At 55.5% G+C, this 16,006-nt stretch carries 17 protein-coding genes; 5 read left to right on the forward strand and 12 right to left on the reverse strand.

Annotated elements, in window-relative coordinates; all coding sequences use genetic code 11:
* The first annotated feature begins 6 nt into the window (after positions 1-6).
* The 3 genes from artQ (at position 7) to artJ (ending at position 2,300) form a co-directional block, all read left to right on the forward strand.
* Positions 7-723, forward strand: a complete 717-nt coding sequence (artQ, locus tag ACMVME_RS05655; protein WP_014169322.1) for an arginine ABC transporter permease ArtQ — start codon at positions 7-9, stop codon at positions 721-723.
* Positions 723-1,391 (forward strand): arginine ABC transporter permease ArtM, encoded by a 669-nt coding sequence (artM, locus tag ACMVME_RS05660; RefSeq protein WP_025204592.1) that lies wholly within the window; start codon positions 723-725, stop codon positions 1,389-1,391. The genes artQ and artM overlap by 1 nt, the downstream gene beginning before the upstream one ends.
* Before the next feature lie 177 nt (positions 1,392-1,568).
* A complete protein-coding gene (gene artJ, locus ACMVME_RS05665; RefSeq protein ID WP_251858791.1) occupies positions 1,569-2,300 on the forward strand; it encodes an arginine ABC transporter substrate-binding protein ArtJ in 732 nt (243 codons plus the stop codon).
* Between the two features lie 63 nt (positions 2,301-2,363).
* Here artJ and ACMVME_RS05670 read toward each other — a convergent pair whose 3' ends face one another.
* The 11 genes from ACMVME_RS05670 to nfsA form a co-directional block, all read right to left on the reverse strand.
* On the reverse strand, positions 2,364-3,830 hold the full coding sequence (locus tag ACMVME_RS05670; protein ID WP_020884866.1) for an ATP-binding protein: 1,467 nt from the start codon (positions 3,828-3,830) through the stop codon (positions 2,364-2,366).
* A complete protein-coding gene (locus tag ACMVME_RS05675; RefSeq protein WP_014169317.1) occupies positions 3,817-4,521 on the reverse strand; it encodes a response regulator transcription factor in 705 nt (234 codons plus the stop codon). The genes ACMVME_RS05670 and ACMVME_RS05675 overlap by 14 nt, the downstream gene beginning before the upstream one ends.
* A gap of 71 nt (positions 4,522-4,592) precedes the next feature.
* Positions 4,593-5,720 (reverse strand): 23S rRNA (uracil(747)-C(5))-methyltransferase RlmC, encoded by a 1,128-nt coding sequence (rlmC, locus tag ACMVME_RS05680; RefSeq protein WP_044858516.1) that lies wholly within the window; start codon positions 5,718-5,720, stop codon positions 4,593-4,595.
* 40 nt (positions 5,721-5,760) lie between these two features.
* Entirely contained in the window at positions 5,761-6,234 is a 474-nt protein-coding gene (locus ACMVME_RS05685) for a YbjO family protein (protein WP_014169315.1), read from the reverse strand.
* A gap of 65 nt (positions 6,235-6,299) precedes the next feature.
* A complete protein-coding gene (potI, locus tag ACMVME_RS05690; RefSeq protein ID WP_020884869.1) occupies positions 6,300-7,145 on the reverse strand; it encodes a putrescine ABC transporter permease PotI in 846 nt (281 codons plus the stop codon).
* Positions 7,142-8,095 carry a putrescine ABC transporter permease PotH gene (gene potH / locus ACMVME_RS05695; RefSeq protein WP_014169313.1) on the reverse strand — a complete coding sequence of 318 codons (954 nt, stop codon included), beginning with the start codon at positions 8,093-8,095 and terminating at the stop codon, positions 7,142-7,144. Before potH ends, potI begins: the two co-directional genes overlap by 4 nt.
* 10 nt (positions 8,096-8,105) lie before the next feature.
* Positions 8,106-9,239, reverse strand: coding sequence for a putrescine ABC transporter ATP-binding subunit PotG (gene potG / locus ACMVME_RS05700; protein ID WP_041162516.1), 1,134 nt, complete (start codon positions 9,237-9,239; stop codon positions 8,106-8,108).
* Between the two features lie 143 nt (positions 9,240-9,382).
* Entirely contained in the window at positions 9,383-10,495 is a 1,113-nt protein-coding gene (potF, locus tag ACMVME_RS05705) for a spermidine/putrescine ABC transporter substrate-binding protein PotF (RefSeq protein ID WP_014169310.1), read from the reverse strand.
* 351 nt (positions 10,496-10,846) lie between these two features.
* On the reverse strand, positions 10,847-11,323 hold the full coding sequence (locus ACMVME_RS05710) for a YbjN domain-containing protein (RefSeq protein ID WP_020884871.1): 477 nt from the start codon (positions 11,321-11,323) through the stop codon (positions 10,847-10,849).
* Between the two features lie 63 nt (positions 11,324-11,386).
* A complete protein-coding gene (gene rimK / locus ACMVME_RS05715; protein WP_020884872.1) occupies positions 11,387-12,289 on the reverse strand; it encodes a 30S ribosomal protein S6--L-glutamate ligase in 903 nt (300 codons plus the stop codon).
* A 69-nt stretch (positions 12,290-12,358) separates the two neighbouring features.
* Positions 12,359-13,081 carry a nitroreductase NfsA gene (nfsA, locus tag ACMVME_RS05720; protein ID WP_025204598.1) on the reverse strand — a complete coding sequence of 241 codons (723 nt, stop codon included), beginning with the start codon at positions 13,079-13,081 and terminating at the stop codon, positions 12,359-12,361.
* 182 nt (positions 13,082-13,263) lie between these two features.
* Here nfsA and ACMVME_RS05725 point away from each other — a divergent pair, with 182 nt between their 5' ends.
* The gene (locus ACMVME_RS05725; protein WP_014169305.1) at positions 13,264-13,533 is read left to right on the forward strand and encodes a GrxA family glutaredoxin; all 270 of its coding nucleotides are present in this window, start codon (positions 13,264-13,266) and stop codon (positions 13,531-13,533) included.
* 30 nt (positions 13,534-13,563) lie between these two features.
* Here ACMVME_RS05725 and ACMVME_RS05730 read toward each other — a convergent pair whose 3' ends face one another.
* On the reverse strand, positions 13,564-13,938 hold the full coding sequence (locus tag ACMVME_RS05730) for an inner membrane protein YbjM (protein ID WP_032677760.1): 375 nt from the start codon (positions 13,936-13,938) through the stop codon (positions 13,564-13,566).
* A gap of 273 nt (positions 13,939-14,211) precedes the next feature.
* Between ACMVME_RS05730 and ACMVME_RS05735 the strand changes: the two genes are divergently transcribed.
* Positions 14,212-15,897, forward strand: a complete 1,686-nt coding sequence (locus tag ACMVME_RS05735) for an aspartate:alanine antiporter (RefSeq protein WP_014169303.1) — start codon at positions 14,212-14,214, stop codon at positions 15,895-15,897.
* Positions 15,898-16,006: the final 109 nt, after the last annotated feature.

Raw genomic sequence — 16,006 nt, forward strand, 5'->3', positions numbered from 1 at the left:
TTCCTGATGAATGAAATTTTTCCTTTAGCAAGCGCCGCCGGGATGACCGTCGGCCTTGCCGTTTGCGCACTGATTATCGGCCTTGTGCTGGCGATGATCTTTGCGGTATGGGAATCAGCAAAATGGTTCCCTGTCGCATGGGCCGGCTCAGCGCTGGTCACCGTGCTGCGCGGGCTGCCTGAAATTCTGGTGGTCCTGTTTATCTATTTTGGCTCCTCGCAGCTGCTGTTAACGCTGTCGGACGGCTTCACCCTCAATCTGGGTGTGGTGCAGATCCCGGTGCAGATGCAGATTGAGAACTTTGACGTCAGCCCGTTCCTGTGCGGCGTGATTGCCCTCTCTCTGCTCTATTCCGCGTATGCTTCGCAAACCCTGCGCGGTGCGCTGAAAGCGGTTCCGCAGGGACAGTGGGAGTCTGGCCAGGCGTTAGGCTTGTCGAAATCGGCGATCTTCTTCCGTCTGGTGATGCCGCAGATGTGGCGTCATGCGCTGCCCGGGCTGGGTAACCAGTGGCTGGTGCTGCTGAAAGATACCGCGCTGGTAAGCCTGATCAGCGTGAACGATTTAATGCTGCAAACCAAAAGTATCGCGACCCGTACCCAGGAGCCGTTTACCTGGTACATCGTGGCAGCGGCTATCTACCTGGTGATCACGCTGGTGAGTCAGTACATCCTCAAGCGCATTGATCTGCGTGCGACGCGCTTTGAACGGAGACCAGGCTGATGCTTGACTATTTTCCGGAGCTGATGAAAGGGCTGCACACCAGCCTGACGCTGACCGTCGCATCGATCATCGTAGCGCTGATCCTGGCGTTGATCTTTACCATCGTCCTGACGCTAAAAACGCCGGTGCTGGTATGGATTGTGCGAGCCTACATTACCTTGTTCACCGGTACACCGCTGCTGGTGCAGATCTTCCTGATTTACTACGGCCCGGGTCAGTTCCCGTCGCTGCAGGAGTATCCGGTTATCTGGCACCTGCTTTCTGAGCCATGGCTGTGCGCCCTGATTGCCCTTTCGCTGAACAGTGCGGCCTATACCACGCAGCTGTTCTACGGGGCTATTCGTGCCATCCCGGAAGGGCAATGGCAGTCCTGTGGTGCGCTGGGCATGAGCAAGAAAGACACGCTGGCTATTTTGCTGCCGTACGCGTTTAAACGTGCGCTCTCCTCCTACTCCAACGAAGTGGTGCTGGTTTTCAAGAGTACGTCTCTGGCCTACACCATCACGCTGATGGAAGTCATGGGCCACGGGCAGCTGCTCTATGGACGCACCTATGACGTCATGGTGTTTGGTGCCGCGGGCGTGGTCTATCTGGTGGTAAACGGTTTGCTGACGCTGATGATGCGCCTTATCGAACGTAAAGCGCTGGCGTTTGAGCGCCGTAATTAATCACAGATTTGCATAAATTTTATTGACGAAGACGGGCAAGTCTAACGACTGCCCGTCTTTTTTTATGGGTTAAATAATATTTAATCATTTTTATTGAATATAAATTCATTAAATGGCATTGTATTTCCATGCCGCAGACACGGCGCATAAGACAGACTGACAGACGGGAGCATTACAATGAAAAAGTTAGTTCTGGCCGCTTTACTGGCCACTTTCGCCGCTGGCGCATCAGCTGCAGATAAAATCAACTTCGGCGTTTCGGCCACCTATCCGCCGTTTGAGTCGCTGGATGCCAGCAACCAGATTGTCGGTTTTGATATCGACCTCGCCAGAGCCCTGTGCAAACAGATGCAGGCCGACTGCACGTTCACTAACCATGCGTTTGACAGCCTGATCCCGTCGCTGAAATTCAAAAAATACGACGCGGTGATCTCCGGGATGGACATCACGCCAGAGCGTAGCAAGCAGGTCACCTTCACCGACCCGTACTACGCCAACTCGGCGGTGGTCATTGCGAAGAAAGGAGCTTACACATCCTTTGACCAGTTGAAAGGCAAACGCATTGGGATGGAAAACGGCACCACGCACCAGAAATACCTGCAGGACAAACATCCTGAAGTGAAAACCGTGGCCTATGACAGCTACCAGAATGCCATTATCGACCTGAAAAATGGCCGTATTGATGGTGTCTTCGGTGACACTGCGGTGGTGAACGAGTGGCTGAAAACCAACCCACAGCTGGGCACCGCGACCGAAAAAGTGACCGATCCACAGTACTTCGGTACGGGCCTGGGCATTGCGGTGCGTCCGGATAACAAAGCCCTGCTGGAAAAACTGAATGGCGCGCTGAAAGCAATTAAAGCTGACGGCACGTACAAGAAAATCAGCGATCGGTGGTTCCCGCAATAACAGCTTTTTGTCGGGTAGCCTGGCCTACGGGGGTGGTCTGTAGGCCGGGCAAACCCGGCAATTTCACAGTGGAACAAAGAAGCGAAAACGAGCCCCGTTCGTGGACTCCATCAGCCTGATCCCCCCGCCGTGCAGTTCCAGCATGCGTTTCACAATCAACAGCCCCAACCCGCCACGGTTTTCCCGTGATGCCTGCGGATTTAACGCCGAAGGACGCTCAAACAGATCGTTGCGAAGAGAAGCATCAACGCCGGTTCCATTATCAGCCACCTCAACCTGTAGCTGCGCGTTCTCCTGCCAGACCGCCAGACGGACCTCTCCACCGGTCGGCGTATGCCGCATCGCGTTATCCAGCAGGTTAGTCACCACCCGCTCAATCATCGAGACATCGGCATTCACCAGCGGCAACGGGCCCGGTACATCAATGCGCAGGTTCACCTCCCGCGTGCGGGCCGTGAGTTCAAATTTCTGCGCCACGTCTGAAATCAGCTCCCCCATGGCAAAACGCTCGCGCTGCGGTTTGATGCCGCCGTGCTCAAGGCGCGCCAGTTCAAACAGCTGCTGCGAAAGATGACGCACTTTCTGCCCCTGGCGCAGCGCCGTGGCGAGATACTGCTGATGCTCCTGCGGCGTCAGCGTCGCGGATTTCAGCGACAGCGTTTCGAGATAGCCCAGCAAGGAGGTGAGCGGCGTGCGTAAATCATGCGAAATATTGGCGATAAACTCCCGGCGCTGACGATCGCTGTCGGCCAGCTGATCCCACTGCAGGGTGATTTTACGGGCCAGCTCGATAAACGTATTGCGCAGCGTGGCCACTTCATCCTTTACCGTGGTTTCAGTAGGCTGCGCCGCCAGCTGCTTAATGGCACTAATGCTGTCCTGCTCCAGCCCGGCCACTTCCTGCGTGAGACGTTTGACCGGACGCGTTACCCAGTACCAGACCAGTAACCCCGCCAGCAAACCAAACAGCGCGACCCACATCAATGACCACAGGACGGTGCTCCAGAGCGCCTGATGCCAGGCCATCTCCGCCAGCGCGTTTGACTCTTCGCCCTGCAGAATAATATACAGATAGCCTTTCAGTTCTCCGTCCTGACGCAACGGCGTTGCGCTGAAAACCTTTTTGTTCTGGCTTCGCGGGTCATCGCCCAGTACCGGCCGTGCGGCATCACTGAGGAAAGTCTGCACCGGCCCGAGGTCGATTTTTTGCCGCTGGATATGCCCCGGCGGCGCGGCGTCAGCCAGCAGTTCGCCATCAGGCGAGACAACGTACAGTTCGACGCTTGGATTGAAGGTCATCAGCCGGTCAAAGAGCGGTTTCAGCGCGTGGCGGTCAACCCTGCCCTGCGCATCCAGAATCGGTTCCCGCTGGACAATCTGCTGCGCCAGGCCACCGGACAGCCGCTGCACCATTGCATTACCGTACTGCGTGGTGCTGTAAAGTTGCACCGCGCAGGCGATGGTCGCACAGAGCGTCAGCAGCAGAATAAACAGCAGCGTCAGGCGCTGGCTCAGGCTAAAGCGGCGCATCGTTTGGCTCCGCAAATTTGTAGCCTTTGCCCCAGACGGTGCGAATGATCTCCGGCTCGGCGGCGTCCTTCTCAATCTTGATGCGCAGGCGGTTAATGTGGGTGTTGACGGTGTGTTCGTAACCTTCGTGCTGATAGCCCCAGACCTGTTCCAGCAGCGCCAGACGCGAGAAAACTTCACCGGGATGACGGGCAAAGAAGTACAGCAGTTCAAACTCGCGCGGGGTGAGATCCACCACCTGGCCGTGCAAAAGCACGCTACGCGCCAGCGGGTCGAGCGTCAGGCCGTGAGCCTGAATATTCCCGGCACTTTGCGCCTGCCCCATCGCCTGCTGGCGCCGGAACAGCGCCTTGATACGCGCGATCAGTTCCTGTACCGAAAACGGCTTGGCCAGATAATCGTCCGCCCCGGTTTCCAGCCCGGTAATGCGGTCGGTTTCGCTGCTGCGGGCGCTGATGATGATCACCGGCAGATAGCGGGTCATCTGGCGAATGCGACGGCAAATCTCCAGACCGTCGACATTGGGGAGCATTAAATCGAGGATCACCGCATCCCACGGCTGCTTTTCGAGGCGCTGTAAGGCATTGCCCCCGTCGGGCTCGTGGGTGATGGCGTAGCCTTCATCTTCTAAGTTGAGGCGCAGAAGCGCCGCGATATCGTGGTCATCTTCCACCAGCAGGATCTGCTTCATGGGTAAGCCTTCTTCAATTCTGATGAGATAAGCTTACCTGATTTCGCAGGCGGACAGAGTTCACATTTTGTTTAAGATTTAACGAGTAGCGTCAGGACTTCATAATGCGCGGTATGCGGGAACATATCGAACAGCTGGACGCGTTCAATGCGGTAGCCCGGCAGCGTCGCGATATCTTTTGCCATCGTCTGCGCGTTGCAGCTGGAGTAGACGATGTAGTCCGGTGCCATCTGGCTCAGATAGTCGCACAGCGCTTTCCCGATGCCCCGGCGCGGCGGGTTCACCAGCACCAGTTCAGGCACATTGTCCTGCCCCGTCGCGAACTGCGTGGAGTCCAGCGCCTGGAAGTGCAGCCGGGTCAACCCAAGCTCTGCGGCAGACTGTCTGGCACAGGCAATCGCTTCGGCGGAGATCTCAATCCCGGTAAGCTGCATGTCTGGCGTGGCGCAGTGCAGACCGAAGCCGCCCACCCCGCAGAACAGATCCCACATATGATGGATATTTAACGCCCGCACCCAGTCACGGGCGGTGGCATAAAGCGCACTCGCGACGGTCGGGTTGGTCTGGAAGAAGCTTTGCGGACGGATCCACAGCGGTACATCGTTGAACGTTTCTGCCAGCGCATGCTGTTCGGTGAAGAAGATCTCCCGCTCCCCTTCCATGATAGCCATATGCACCGGCTGAATATTCGCAGTGATAACGGTTAACTGCGGAAGCTGTTGCTGAAGCCATGGCAACGCCGCGCGAAGCTGCTCCACCTTGGCTTCTGAGCGCAGAACAAAGCGCAGCATCATGCTGCCGTCTACCTGGCTTTCGGTAAGAAGAAGGTATTTGAGCTCGCCGCGCTTGCGGGCAACGTTATAGGGCGTTAACCCGGCACGGGCAATAAACGGTTTGAGCGCAGCAAAGACCGGCGCAAACGAGGCGGGATAAAGCGGACAGTCGGTTAAATCTTCAGGCGTACCCTCGCGATGCAACATGCCCAGCAGCGGTTTTTCAACGCTGCCGCTCACCACCATTTTGGCTTTATTACGAAAGCCCTGCTCCGGCCCGCTGACAGGTGCGCACCATTCGCCCACGGCATGGTCTGCCAGCAGGTGTTGCAGGTCGGCCATTTTGGCGGTGAGTTGCTGAGAAACCGGCTGTTCTATCCACTGACAGGAGCGGCAGCGACCGGCGTCATAAAGTGCGCACTGCATATCAAAACCTTAAGAATCACGAGGGCTGCGATTATACACATTATTGCAGCTGGAAGAACCGCCGACTGGAAGCAGGCACGAACAGGAAGAACAGCACCAGCATATCCGGGAGTTTTTGCAAAAACAGCGCGTGCAAAATCTCGCGTTTTGATCCACCCGCAATGCTGAACAGTTCCGGATAGCCATACCCCAGCGAGGCGGCCCACAGATAGCTCGCCGCCGTAATTTGCGTCAGCAAATAGACCCAGCGTGCCCAGTTGCGTCCTCTGACCAGCGAAAATGCGCAGTAAATCTCGATAAACACCAGTACCAGGCTGCTCAAAAAGACCAGCGTCAGGTTCCACGTCTGTACGCTGCGGTGAATGAATTCAGCCATACCGCGCACACCCAGGGTGTTAAGGATCATCAGCACATCAAGACAGCGGATCATAATAATAGCGAGCGCCGCCACCTGCACCAGTGCAGGAACGTTTGGACGAGCGTGCGTAAGACGTGATTTTTTTAATAATCCCAATGTTTTACTTCCCTGAAAAACAGTGCCGCGTCATGCGCGGCACATCACTGGAAATTTTAAATCCTTCAGCCGCGTCTTGCACGCTGGATATCACGCACACGTTGTTTTTCCGCGCGCGCCATCAAATACCAGGCGATAAATCCGACAATTCCGACCACCCCGAGGATAATCGAGGCCAGGGCGTTAATCTCCGGATTGACCCCCATGCGTACGCTGGAGAAGACCAGCATAGGCAGCGTCGTCGCGCCCGGTCCTGAGACAAAGCTGGCGATAACCAGATCGTCGAGCGACAGCGTAAACGCCAGCAGCCAGCCGGAGATCACCGCCGGCATAATCATCGGCAGCGTGATGATGAAGAAGACCTTCAGCGGCGTCGCTCCGAGATCCATCGCCGCCTCTTCAATGGAGCGGTCCAGCTCGCGCAAACGCGAAGAGATAACCACCGCCACGTACGCGGTACAGAAGGTGACGTGCGCCAGCCAGATGGTGAGCATCCCGCGATCTGCCGGCCAGCCAATGGCATGCGCCAGGGCCACGAACAGCAGCAACAGCGCCAGACCGGTGATAACGTCTGGCATAACCAGCGGCGCGGTAATCATAAAGGCAAAGCCGTTCGACCCCCGAAAACGCCCGAAGCGCACCATCACCAGCGCGGCAATGGTCCCCAACACGGAGGCCATCGTGGCTGCCAGCGCGGCGATGGTCAGGCTCAGCCCCACCGCGCTCATCATCGCGTCATCATGGAACAATTCGCCGTACCAGCGCGTCGACCAGCCGGCCCATACCGTTACCAGTTTGGAGCTGTTGAACGAGTAGATCACCAGCATCAACATGGGTGCATACAGGAAAGTAAAGCCAATCACCAGGATGGCAATTCGCCACGGGGAGCGCACTACCGGTAAGTTGTTCATCCGTGGTCTCCCATCTGTTTCTGCTGATGTTTGTGGAACCACATGATCGGTACGATCAGCAGGAGCAACATCACGATCGCCACCGCAGACGCCACAGGCCAGTCGCGGTTATTAAAGAACTCCTGCCACAGCACACGCCCAATCATGATGCTGTCCGGGCCACCGAGCAGTTCCGGGATAACAAACTCCCCTACCGCCGGGATAAAGACCAGCATCGACCCGGCAATAATGCCGCCCCGGGTCAACGGAACGATAACGCTGAAGAAGGTTTTAAGCGGGCGGGCACCAAGGTCAAGCGATGCTTCCACCAGCGAATAATCGATACGCGTCAGCGCCGTATAAATTGGCAGCACCATAAACGGCAGATAGGCGTAAACAATCCCGATATAGACCGCGAGATTGGTATGCAGGATTGTCAGGGGCTGATCGATAACCCCAAGCCACATCAGGAAGTTATTCAGCACGCCGTTGTTTTTCAGGATCCCCATCCACGCGTAGACGCGGATCAGGAACGAGGTCCATGACGGCAGGATCACCAGCAACAGCAGAATGTTGCGCGTCGAGGATTTACTGTGCGCCACGGCCCATGCCAGAGGGTAACCCAGCAGCAAACAGCAGATCGTCGAGATCGCCGCCACCTGCAACGACTGCAGATAAGCTTCGAAATAGAGCGGATCTTCCGTCAACTGCAGGAAATTGCCGAGGTTAAGGGTCAGCGTCAGCTGTCCGTCAGCCCAGTCCAGCAGGTTGGTATAGGGCGGGATCGCCCGCGCCATTTCCGCCAGGCTTATCTTAAAAACAATCAGGAACGGCAGCAGGAACAGCAGGATCAGCCACACGTAAGGCATGGCAATCACCAGCTTGCGTCCGTGATTCATCTGCATGCGCGCCAGCCAGTGCGCGAAGCCACCCGGTTTCTCAACGCGGGCTGGAGGTTCTAAGGTACTCATTGTCCGCTCCTTATACCGTCAGCACTACACAACTGTCCGCATCCCAGCACAGGCGCACTTCGTCGCCCCAGGTCGGCTGTCCCTTGCGATAACGATGTTCGTTCTGCAGCTGGGCGCTGAGCATCTGCCCGCTTTTCAGACGCACATGGTAGATGGAGAGGTCGCCCAGGTAAGCAATGTGCACCACTTCCCCGACGGCGAAGTTAAAGCCATCGGCCGGCGGATCTTCGCACAGCATGATCTTCTCCGGGCGGAGCGCGACATACACCGGCACGTTATCCACCACCGAGCTATCCGGATCGACCTTAAGCGGATGCTGCAGCCCCGGCGACTCAATCACCAGACCGTCTTCCTCGCGCGATTTCAGCAGCCCTTCGAAGACGTTGACCGACCCGATGAACTCCGCGCTGTAGCGGGTGGTCGGATGCTCATAAATCTCTTCCGGCTCGCCAATCTGTACGAACTTACCGCGGTTCATGATCGCAATACGCCCGGCCATGGTCATCGCCTCTTCCTGGTCGTGGGTAACCATCACGCAGGTCACCCCCACGCGCTCAAGGATATCCACCACTTCCAGCTGCATACGGTCACGCAGTTTTTTATCCAGGGCGCCCATCGGTTCATCGAGGAGCAGCAGCTTAGGCCGTTTCGCCAGGCTTCTGGCCAGCGCCACGCGCTGACGCTGGCCACCAGAGAGCTGATGCGGTTTACGCTTCGCGAACTCCTGCATGTGCACCAGGCTGAGCATCTCCGCCACGCGGGCGGTGATTTCGGCTTTCGGCAGTTTGTCCTGCTTAAGACCAAAGGCGATATTCTGCTCCACCGTCATATGTGGGAAGAGCGCGTAAGACTGGAACATCATGTTTATCGGGCGCTGATACGGCGGCACGCGGGAGAGATCGACACCATCCAGCATGATTTGCCCGGCGGTAGGCTGTTCAAAACCGGCCAGCATACGCAGCAGGGTCGATTTACCGCAGCCAGATGCGCCCAGAAGGGCAAAAATTTCACCTTTGTAGATAGTCAGGCTGACGTCGTCCACGGCATGCTGACCATCGAAAGATTTGGTGAGGTTACGAATTTCAAGAAGCGGGGTCAGCGCTTTACGGACTTTCGCCTGCGGGCGGGGGATCGCGTCATTCACGGGGTGCTCTCCGGCAGAAATCAAAACTGGTGCAAACGCACCATCAGGGTGCGCATCGTCGGGCGGCGCTCACGCCAGCCCGACCGACGGGTTTAGCAGGCCCGGTGAGCGTTTTCGCCACCGGGCAACCGTACCGGACGCCGTTATTTACCGCTTTTCACTTTGGTCCACGCACGGGTACGCACGCGGTCAATTTTTGGATCCTGAACTTTCAGGGTGAACAGCTTGGCAAACACATCCGCCGGCGGATAGATAGCCGGGTTATTGCGGATCTCTTCGCTGACCAGCGGCACAGAGGCCTTATTGCCGTTAGCGTAATAGACGTGATCGCTGATATGCGCGATGACTTCCGGACGCATCAGGTAGTTAAGGAACTGGTAAGCTTCGTCTTTGTTTTTCGCGTCAGCCGGCATGGCGAAGACGTCGAAGAACGCCAGCGCGCCCTCTTTTGGAATGAAGTAGGAAACATTCACGCCGTTTTTGGCTTCTTTGGCGCGGTTAGCCGCCTGCCATACGTCCCCTGCCCAGCCAATCGCCACGCAGATGTCGCCGTTTGCCAGGTCGTTGATGTACTGCGAGGAGTGGAAGTAACGAATGTTCGGACGCAGCTTCAGCAGCAGATCGGTTGCCGGGCCGGTGTAATCATCGGCCTTGCTGCTGTTAGGATCTTTGCCCAGGTAGTTCAGCACGGTGGCGAAAATCTCTTCTGGCGCATCCAGGAAAGAGACGCCGCAGCTTTTCAGCTTCTCAAGGTTTTCCGGCTTCAGCACCACGTCCCAGCTGTCGAGTTTGACATCTTTACCCAGCACCGCTTTGACTTTATCGACGTTATAGCCAATACCGGTGGTCGCCCACAGATACGGCATCGCGTATTTGTTGTCCGGGTCATGCTTGGCGACCAGCTTAAGCACTTCCGGATCGAGGTTTTTCCAGTTCGGTAATTTGCTCTTATCGAGCGGCTGGAAAACACCTGCCGTCAGCTGACGCTCAAGGAAGCTTGCGGAAGGTACCACCAGGTCAAAACCGGTACTGCCCGCCATCAGTTTCCCTTCCAGCACTTCGTTGGAATCGAAAACGTCATAGACCACTTTAATGCCGGTTTCTTTTTCGAAATTAGCGACGGTATCCGGCGCGATATAGTCAGACCAGTTATAAACGTGCAGCGTTTTTTGTTCCGCAGCGAGCGTGCCGGCAGAGACGGCCATCAGAGCACCCGCAACCAGACCCGATAACCATTTTTTATTCAAGGCGATCATATCGTTATTCCTTCTGAAAGCTCGTTAACAAACGAACTAAAACTGTGCAATCTGAAGATATGCAATAATCATGCATAGTTTGTCGCTCTGCACGAAATAAAAAGAAACCTCTTTACCCGGCAGGATCCGCTCGCTTTTTTAAGCATCGCAAGAATAACTGTAGCCCGTGTCTCCGGCTATAGCCCAGACGAAAAAACGCCTTTTATCAATTTTTTATGCAGGTTATGTCTACGTGATAAGCCGAAATGGCGTTTGGGGAGGTGAAAAATTCTTTAAAGAAAGGTTAAAAGCAGCAGAAAAAATGGCGTTATGCAGCCGCTATGGCAGCGACTGCGCAAAAGTCAGACAGGCTTAGTGAAGAAAATTGGGAGATGCATCATTATTCTCTGCATCATCTTCCGTGCTATACAGCAGATGGTGCGCATTCGCTTCCATCATTACCATCGAAATTTGCTCTTCACTCAAGCGCATAAACCAGGAGAACTGCTTGAATGAGAGGCCGGCACCGGAGAATAAAGACTGGCAAACGACCAGTTTTGGCAGATTATCATCCTGTATATCGAGAAATGCTTTCACCGTCAAAGAACTGGCGTTGATGGCCGACAGGTCAGAGGCCAGGGCCAGCAGCGCAGACGGTTTCACTTCGGCCAGCGCAGAGAAGAGGATCACGTCGTTAATGAGATCGATTTTGGCATCGAAAATACCATCGAAATTTTGCATATGAGGCAAATGCAGCGCCTGGCAGGAATCACATTCAAAGAAAGTGATACCGGCATCATCGAGCCATTGACGTAACGTATCCAGTGTTGGAACGACCTGTAAATCCATCGCGGTGCAGCCTCTTTAATAAAAACTTCGCATAGAGTACGCAAAAAGTGCGCTGTAATCCATTTAACCGCCCGTTTTCAGACAGTAGCCCGGCGTTGCGTGGCGCTCGACCCATGAGATCATTTTACCCGCAATATCGACCCCGGTGGTTTTTTCCACCCCTTCCAGTCCCGGTGAGGCATTCACCTCCATCACCAACGGCCCGCGCGTCGCCCGCAGTAAATCAACACCCGCCACATCCAGCCCCAGCGTTTGCGCCGCCTTCACGGCAATCTCACGCTCGCGATCGCTGATATCCGCGACTCTCGCCACGCCGCCACGGTGCAGATTAGAGCGGAAGTCGCCCTCTTTTGCCTGGCGTTCGATGGCCGCAACCACCTCGTTACCGACAACAAAACAGCGAATGTCGCGCCCTTTGGCTTCTTCAATGTACTCCTGCACCAGAATATGGGCATTCAGCCCTCGAAAGGCGTCAATCACGCTTTCCGCCGCCTGCCGCGTTTCGGCCAGCACCACACCAATGCCCTGAGTGCCTTCCACCAGCTTGATCACTAACGGCGCGCCACCCACCATATCGATTAAATCGCTGGTGTCGTCCGGTGAATGCGCAATGCCGGTAACCGGAAGATCGATTCCCTGCCGGGCAAGCAATTGCAGCGAACGGAGCTTATCGCGGGCCCGAGATATCGCAACGGATTCATTGAGCGGATAACTGCCCAGCATCTCAAACTGGCGCAACGCGGCCGTGCCGTAATAGGTTATCTGGGAGCCGATGCGGGGGATAACCGCATCAAAATGCGGGAGCTTACGGCCTTTGTAATGAATCGATGAGGCAGCAGGATCAATGTTCATATAGCAGGACATCGGATCGAGGATCTCAACCTGATGCCCCCGTTTTGCCGCCGCTTCTCGCAGGCGTTTACATGAATAGAGCGTTCCATCCCGGGACAAAATGGCAATTTTCACCCTGCACCTCTCTAAAGACATGGAAAAAGCCTGCGTATCATACACGCAGGCAGGCGCAGGATGAATGGGCTATCGTGTCGCCCAGCCCTGTTTGTGCAGATAGTCGAGAATAAACGGGCGATTCTCTTTAATGATGGTGCGACGAATGTGGTCACTCCAGGTATCGCGACGGTTATTGCTGTCGCGCGTCATGTAGTAGTGCGCCAGCTCTTCATCGTATTGCGCCAGCACATCCTGATCGACAGGCTGGTAGTGGTTTTCATGCACCAGCATCGCCGCAGGCAGGCGCGGCTTGAGGTCCGGGTTATCCGCAGGCCAGCCAAGGCACAGGCCAAACAGGGGCAGAACATGTTTTGGCAGCTTCAGCAGTTCGGTAACGCTTTCGATATTGTTACGCAGCCCGCCAATGTACACGCCGCCCAGCCCCAGCGATTCCGCCGCCGTGAAGGCGTTTTGCGCCATCAGCGCGGTGTCCACGACGCCCAGCAGCAGCTGCTCGGCAAGGCCAAGCTCGGCTTGCGGGCAGATCTGCAGATGGCGGTTAAAATCGGCGCAGAACACCCAGAACTCGGCTGCCTGTGCCACATGCTTTTGTCCACCGGTGAGGGTCACCAGTTGTTCACGCATTGCCGGGTCGGTAATACGAATAATGGAGCTGCACTGCAGGAAGCTGGAGCTGGATGTCGCCCTTGCACTGTCAATAATGGCTTCACGCTGCGCCGGCGTTATCGGCTCGTCGGTGAAGTGGCGAATTGAACGATGGGAACGTAGCAGGTCTATGGTTGGCGTCATCTTGTCTCTCTTTGTCTTGCGTGAATCATATCGCAGCCAGTATAGGCAATGATGCGCGCGATGTAATTGGCGAAACATAGCTGAGAGGTATTATAACGACAGGCGAAACCTTCTTTAATGACGGCAGGTTATCGGGCACTATAGACCCATTCGCCGTCAGGCTTGTTTTCGAGGAGAGAGAAATGTTTGCAGTAATTTTTGGTCGTCCAGGGTGCCCTTACTGTGTGCGCGCGAAAGAGCTGGCTGAGAAACTGACCGAAGAGCGTGATGATTTTAACTTCCGTTATGTTGATATCCACGCGGAAGGGATCAGCAAAGCCGATCTGGAAAAAACCGTGGGTAAACCGGTTGAAACCGTACCGCAGATTTTCCTCGATCAGAAACACATCGGCGGTTGCACAGACTTTGAAGCATACGCTAAAGAGCATCTGGGCCTGTTTGCCGCTCAGTAATGCTAAGACGCCCTCACCCTGAGGGCGTTTTTATTTGTGGTGTCTGCGCCGGGCCAACATGCTGTGAACAAACAAAAAGCATAGCGCTCCCAGTGCGCACCAGAAGACGCCACTCAGCAACCACGCCAGCTCCTGCCAGAAACTTCGCGTAGAAATATACAGTGACCGCATCAGCAGCAGACACAGCGGCGCTGCAAGTATTGCGCCCAGTAACGGTTTCACCACTTCCCCCCGGCGGGAGAGAAAACTGGCAGCAGCCCCTGGCAGTGTGAAAAAGAGCAACCCCAGCTCCGGATGACCCGACGCCCTGAATGCTCCCTTCACATTAAAAGCGAGGGACATGCAAACGACAATGAACAGCAAAAAGCAGCTGATCACCCCCGCCCAGTTTCGTTTAATGTTCAAACTATCCTCCTGACTTATCTCTATCAAATACACTTTCGTCGGGTAGACGCCCAGTCAGATAAAGCAATGCGGCAATCCTTGCCAAAGTACACACAGGGTGAAGCGATAATAGGTGGCTGTCAGTAGCTAATACGATTAAACTAACCGCCAGCTAATGTTTTAGGGAATAAAGCTGGAAACAGGGAGCGTTAAAGCCTTTCCCTGACCCAGAAAACAGTAGCCCAAAAAGTCCTTTCATTCAACAACTTACTGGTAAACAAGAAGTTAGCCTCCGTGAATATAAACGTCGCAGACTTGTTAAATGGGAATTACATCCTGTTATTATTTGTGGTACTGGCGCTGGGCCTTTGCCTGGGTAAATTGCGCCTTGGTTCGGTTCAACTTGGTAATTCCATTGGCGTTTTAGTCGTCTCACTATTATTAGGCCAGCAGCATTTCAGCATTAACACGGACGCGCTCAACTTAGGCTTTATGCTGTTTATTTTTTGTGTTGGTGTGGAAGCCGGGCCCAACTTTTTTTCAATTTTCTTCCGCGACGGCAAAAATTATCTGATGCTGGCGCTGGTCATGGTCGGCAGCGCGCTGCTGATCGCCTTAGGACTGGGTAAACTGTTTGGCTGGGATATCGGGCTGACGGCCGGTATGCTCGCCGGCTCGATGACCTCCACGCCGGTGCTGGTGGGTGCAGGCGATACCCTGCGCCACTCCGGCATGGCCGGTGCGCAACTCTCTACCGCGCTCGACCACCTGAGCCTGGGCTATGCCCTGACCTATCTGATTGGTCTGGTGAGCCTGATTGTGGGCGCCCGCTACCTGCCAAAACTGCAGCACCAGGATTTGCAGACCAGCGCTCAGCAAATTGCCCGCGAACGCGGTCTGGACACTGACAGCAAGCGTAAAGTCTATCTGCCCGTGATTCGCGCCTACCGCGTTGGGCCCGAGCTGGTTGCATGGGCGGACGGGAAAAACCTCCGCGAGCTGGGGATTTACCGCCAGACAGGCTGCTATATCGAACGTATTCGCCGTAACGGCATTCTGGCAAACCCGGACGGCGACGCCGTGCTGCAGATGGGCGATGACATTGCCCTGGTCGGTTACCCGGATGCCCACGCCCGCCTCGACCCGAGCTTCCGCAACGGTAAAGAGGTGTTTGACCGCGATCTGCTCGATATGCGTATCGTCACCGAAGAGATTGTGGTGAAAAACCATAACGCCGTCGGCCGTCGTCTGGCGCAGCTGAAGCTGACCGATCATGGTTGCTTCCTCAACCGCGTGATCCGCAGCCAGATTGAGATGCCAATTGACGACAACGTCGTGCTGAACAAAGGCGACGTTCTTCAGGTCAGCGGCGATGCGCGACGCGTGAAAACCGTTGCAGACCGCATCGGCTTTATCTCTATTCACAGCCAGGTCACCGACCTGCTGGCCTTCTGCGCCTTCTTTATCGTTGGCCTGATGATCGGGATGATCACCTTCCAGTTCAGCAACTTTAGCTTTGGCATCGGTAACGCTGCCGGGCTGCTGTTCGCCGGCATCATGCTGGGCTTCCTGCGAGCGAACCACCCGACCTTCGGCTACATTCCGCAGGGTGCGCTTAATATGGTGAAAGAGTTTGGTCTGATGGTCTTTATGGCGGGCGTCGGCTTAAGCGCCGGTAGCGGCATTGGCCACAGCCTGGGGGCTGTTGGCTGGCAGATGTTGGTTTCCGGACTTATCGTCAGCCTGGTACCGGTAGTGATTTGCTTCCTGTTCGGTGCTTATGTGCTTCGCATGAACCGCGCCCTGCTCTTCGGGGCAATGATGGGGGCCCGTACCTGCGCCCCGGCAATGGAAATTATCAGTGATACCGCACGCAGCAATATTCCTGCGCTGGGCTATGCGGGCACCTACGCTATCGCTAACGTACTGCTTACGCTGGCGGGTACGCTGATCATCATCATCTGGCCTGGACTCGGATAACTCTTAAGTTCTGCGCACGACGAAAAAATTTTCGTTACGCGCAGAACTTTTTTATCAGGGGGCAGTCATAACTATTGCCACTGCTTTTCTTTGATGTCCCCAATTTGTG

It is taken from the genome of Enterobacter cloacae complex sp. 2024EL-00711 (genome assembly GCF_047529885.1).
Lineage (GTDB): Bacteria > Pseudomonadota > Gammaproteobacteria > Enterobacterales > Enterobacteriaceae > Enterobacter > Enterobacter ludwigii.

Bases quoted from the DNA above. Each gene is read 5' to 3' on its own strand.
- artJ (WP_251858791.1), top strand. From the start codon at position 1,569: ATGAAAAAGTTAGTTCTGGCCGCTTTACTGGCCACTTTCGCCGCTGGC.
- ACMVME_RS05710 (WP_020884871.1), bottom strand. From the start codon at position 11,323: ATGGATTTACAGGTCGTTCCAACACTGGATACGTTACGTCAATGGCTC.
- potH (WP_014169313.1), bottom strand. From the start codon at position 8,095: ATGAGTACCTTAGAACCTCCAGCCCGCGTTGAGAAACCGGGTGGCTTC.
- ACMVME_RS05675 (WP_014169317.1), bottom strand. From the start codon at position 4,521: ATGAAGCAGATCCTGCTGGTGGAAGATGACCACGATATCGCGGCGCTT.
- potI (WP_020884869.1), bottom strand. From the start codon at position 7,145: ATGAACAACTTACCGGTAGTGCGCTCCCCGTGGCGAATTGCCATCCTG.
- potF (WP_014169310.1), bottom strand. From the start codon at position 10,495: ATGATCGCCTTGAATAAAAAATGGTTATCGGGTCTGGTTGCGGGTGCT.
- rlmC (WP_044858516.1), bottom strand. From the start codon at position 5,720: ATGCAGTGCGCACTTTATGACGCCGGTCGCTGCCGCTCCTGTCAGTGG.
- ACMVME_RS05670 (WP_020884866.1), bottom strand. From the start codon at position 3,830: ATGCGCCGCTTTAGCCTGAGCCAGCGCCTGACGCTGCTGTTTATTCTG.
- ACMVME_RS05725 (WP_014169305.1), top strand. From the start codon at position 13,264: ATGTTTGCAGTAATTTTTGGTCGTCCAGGGTGCCCTTACTGTGTGCGC.
- artQ (WP_014169322.1), top strand. From the start codon at position 7: ATGAATGAAATTTTTCCTTTAGCAAGCGCCGCCGGGATGACCGTCGGC.
- artM (WP_025204592.1), top strand. From the start codon at position 723: ATGCTTGACTATTTTCCGGAGCTGATGAAAGGGCTGCACACCAGCCTG.
- nfsA (WP_025204598.1), bottom strand. From the start codon at position 13,081: ATGACGCCAACCATAGACCTGCTACGTTCCCATCGTTCAATTCGCCAC.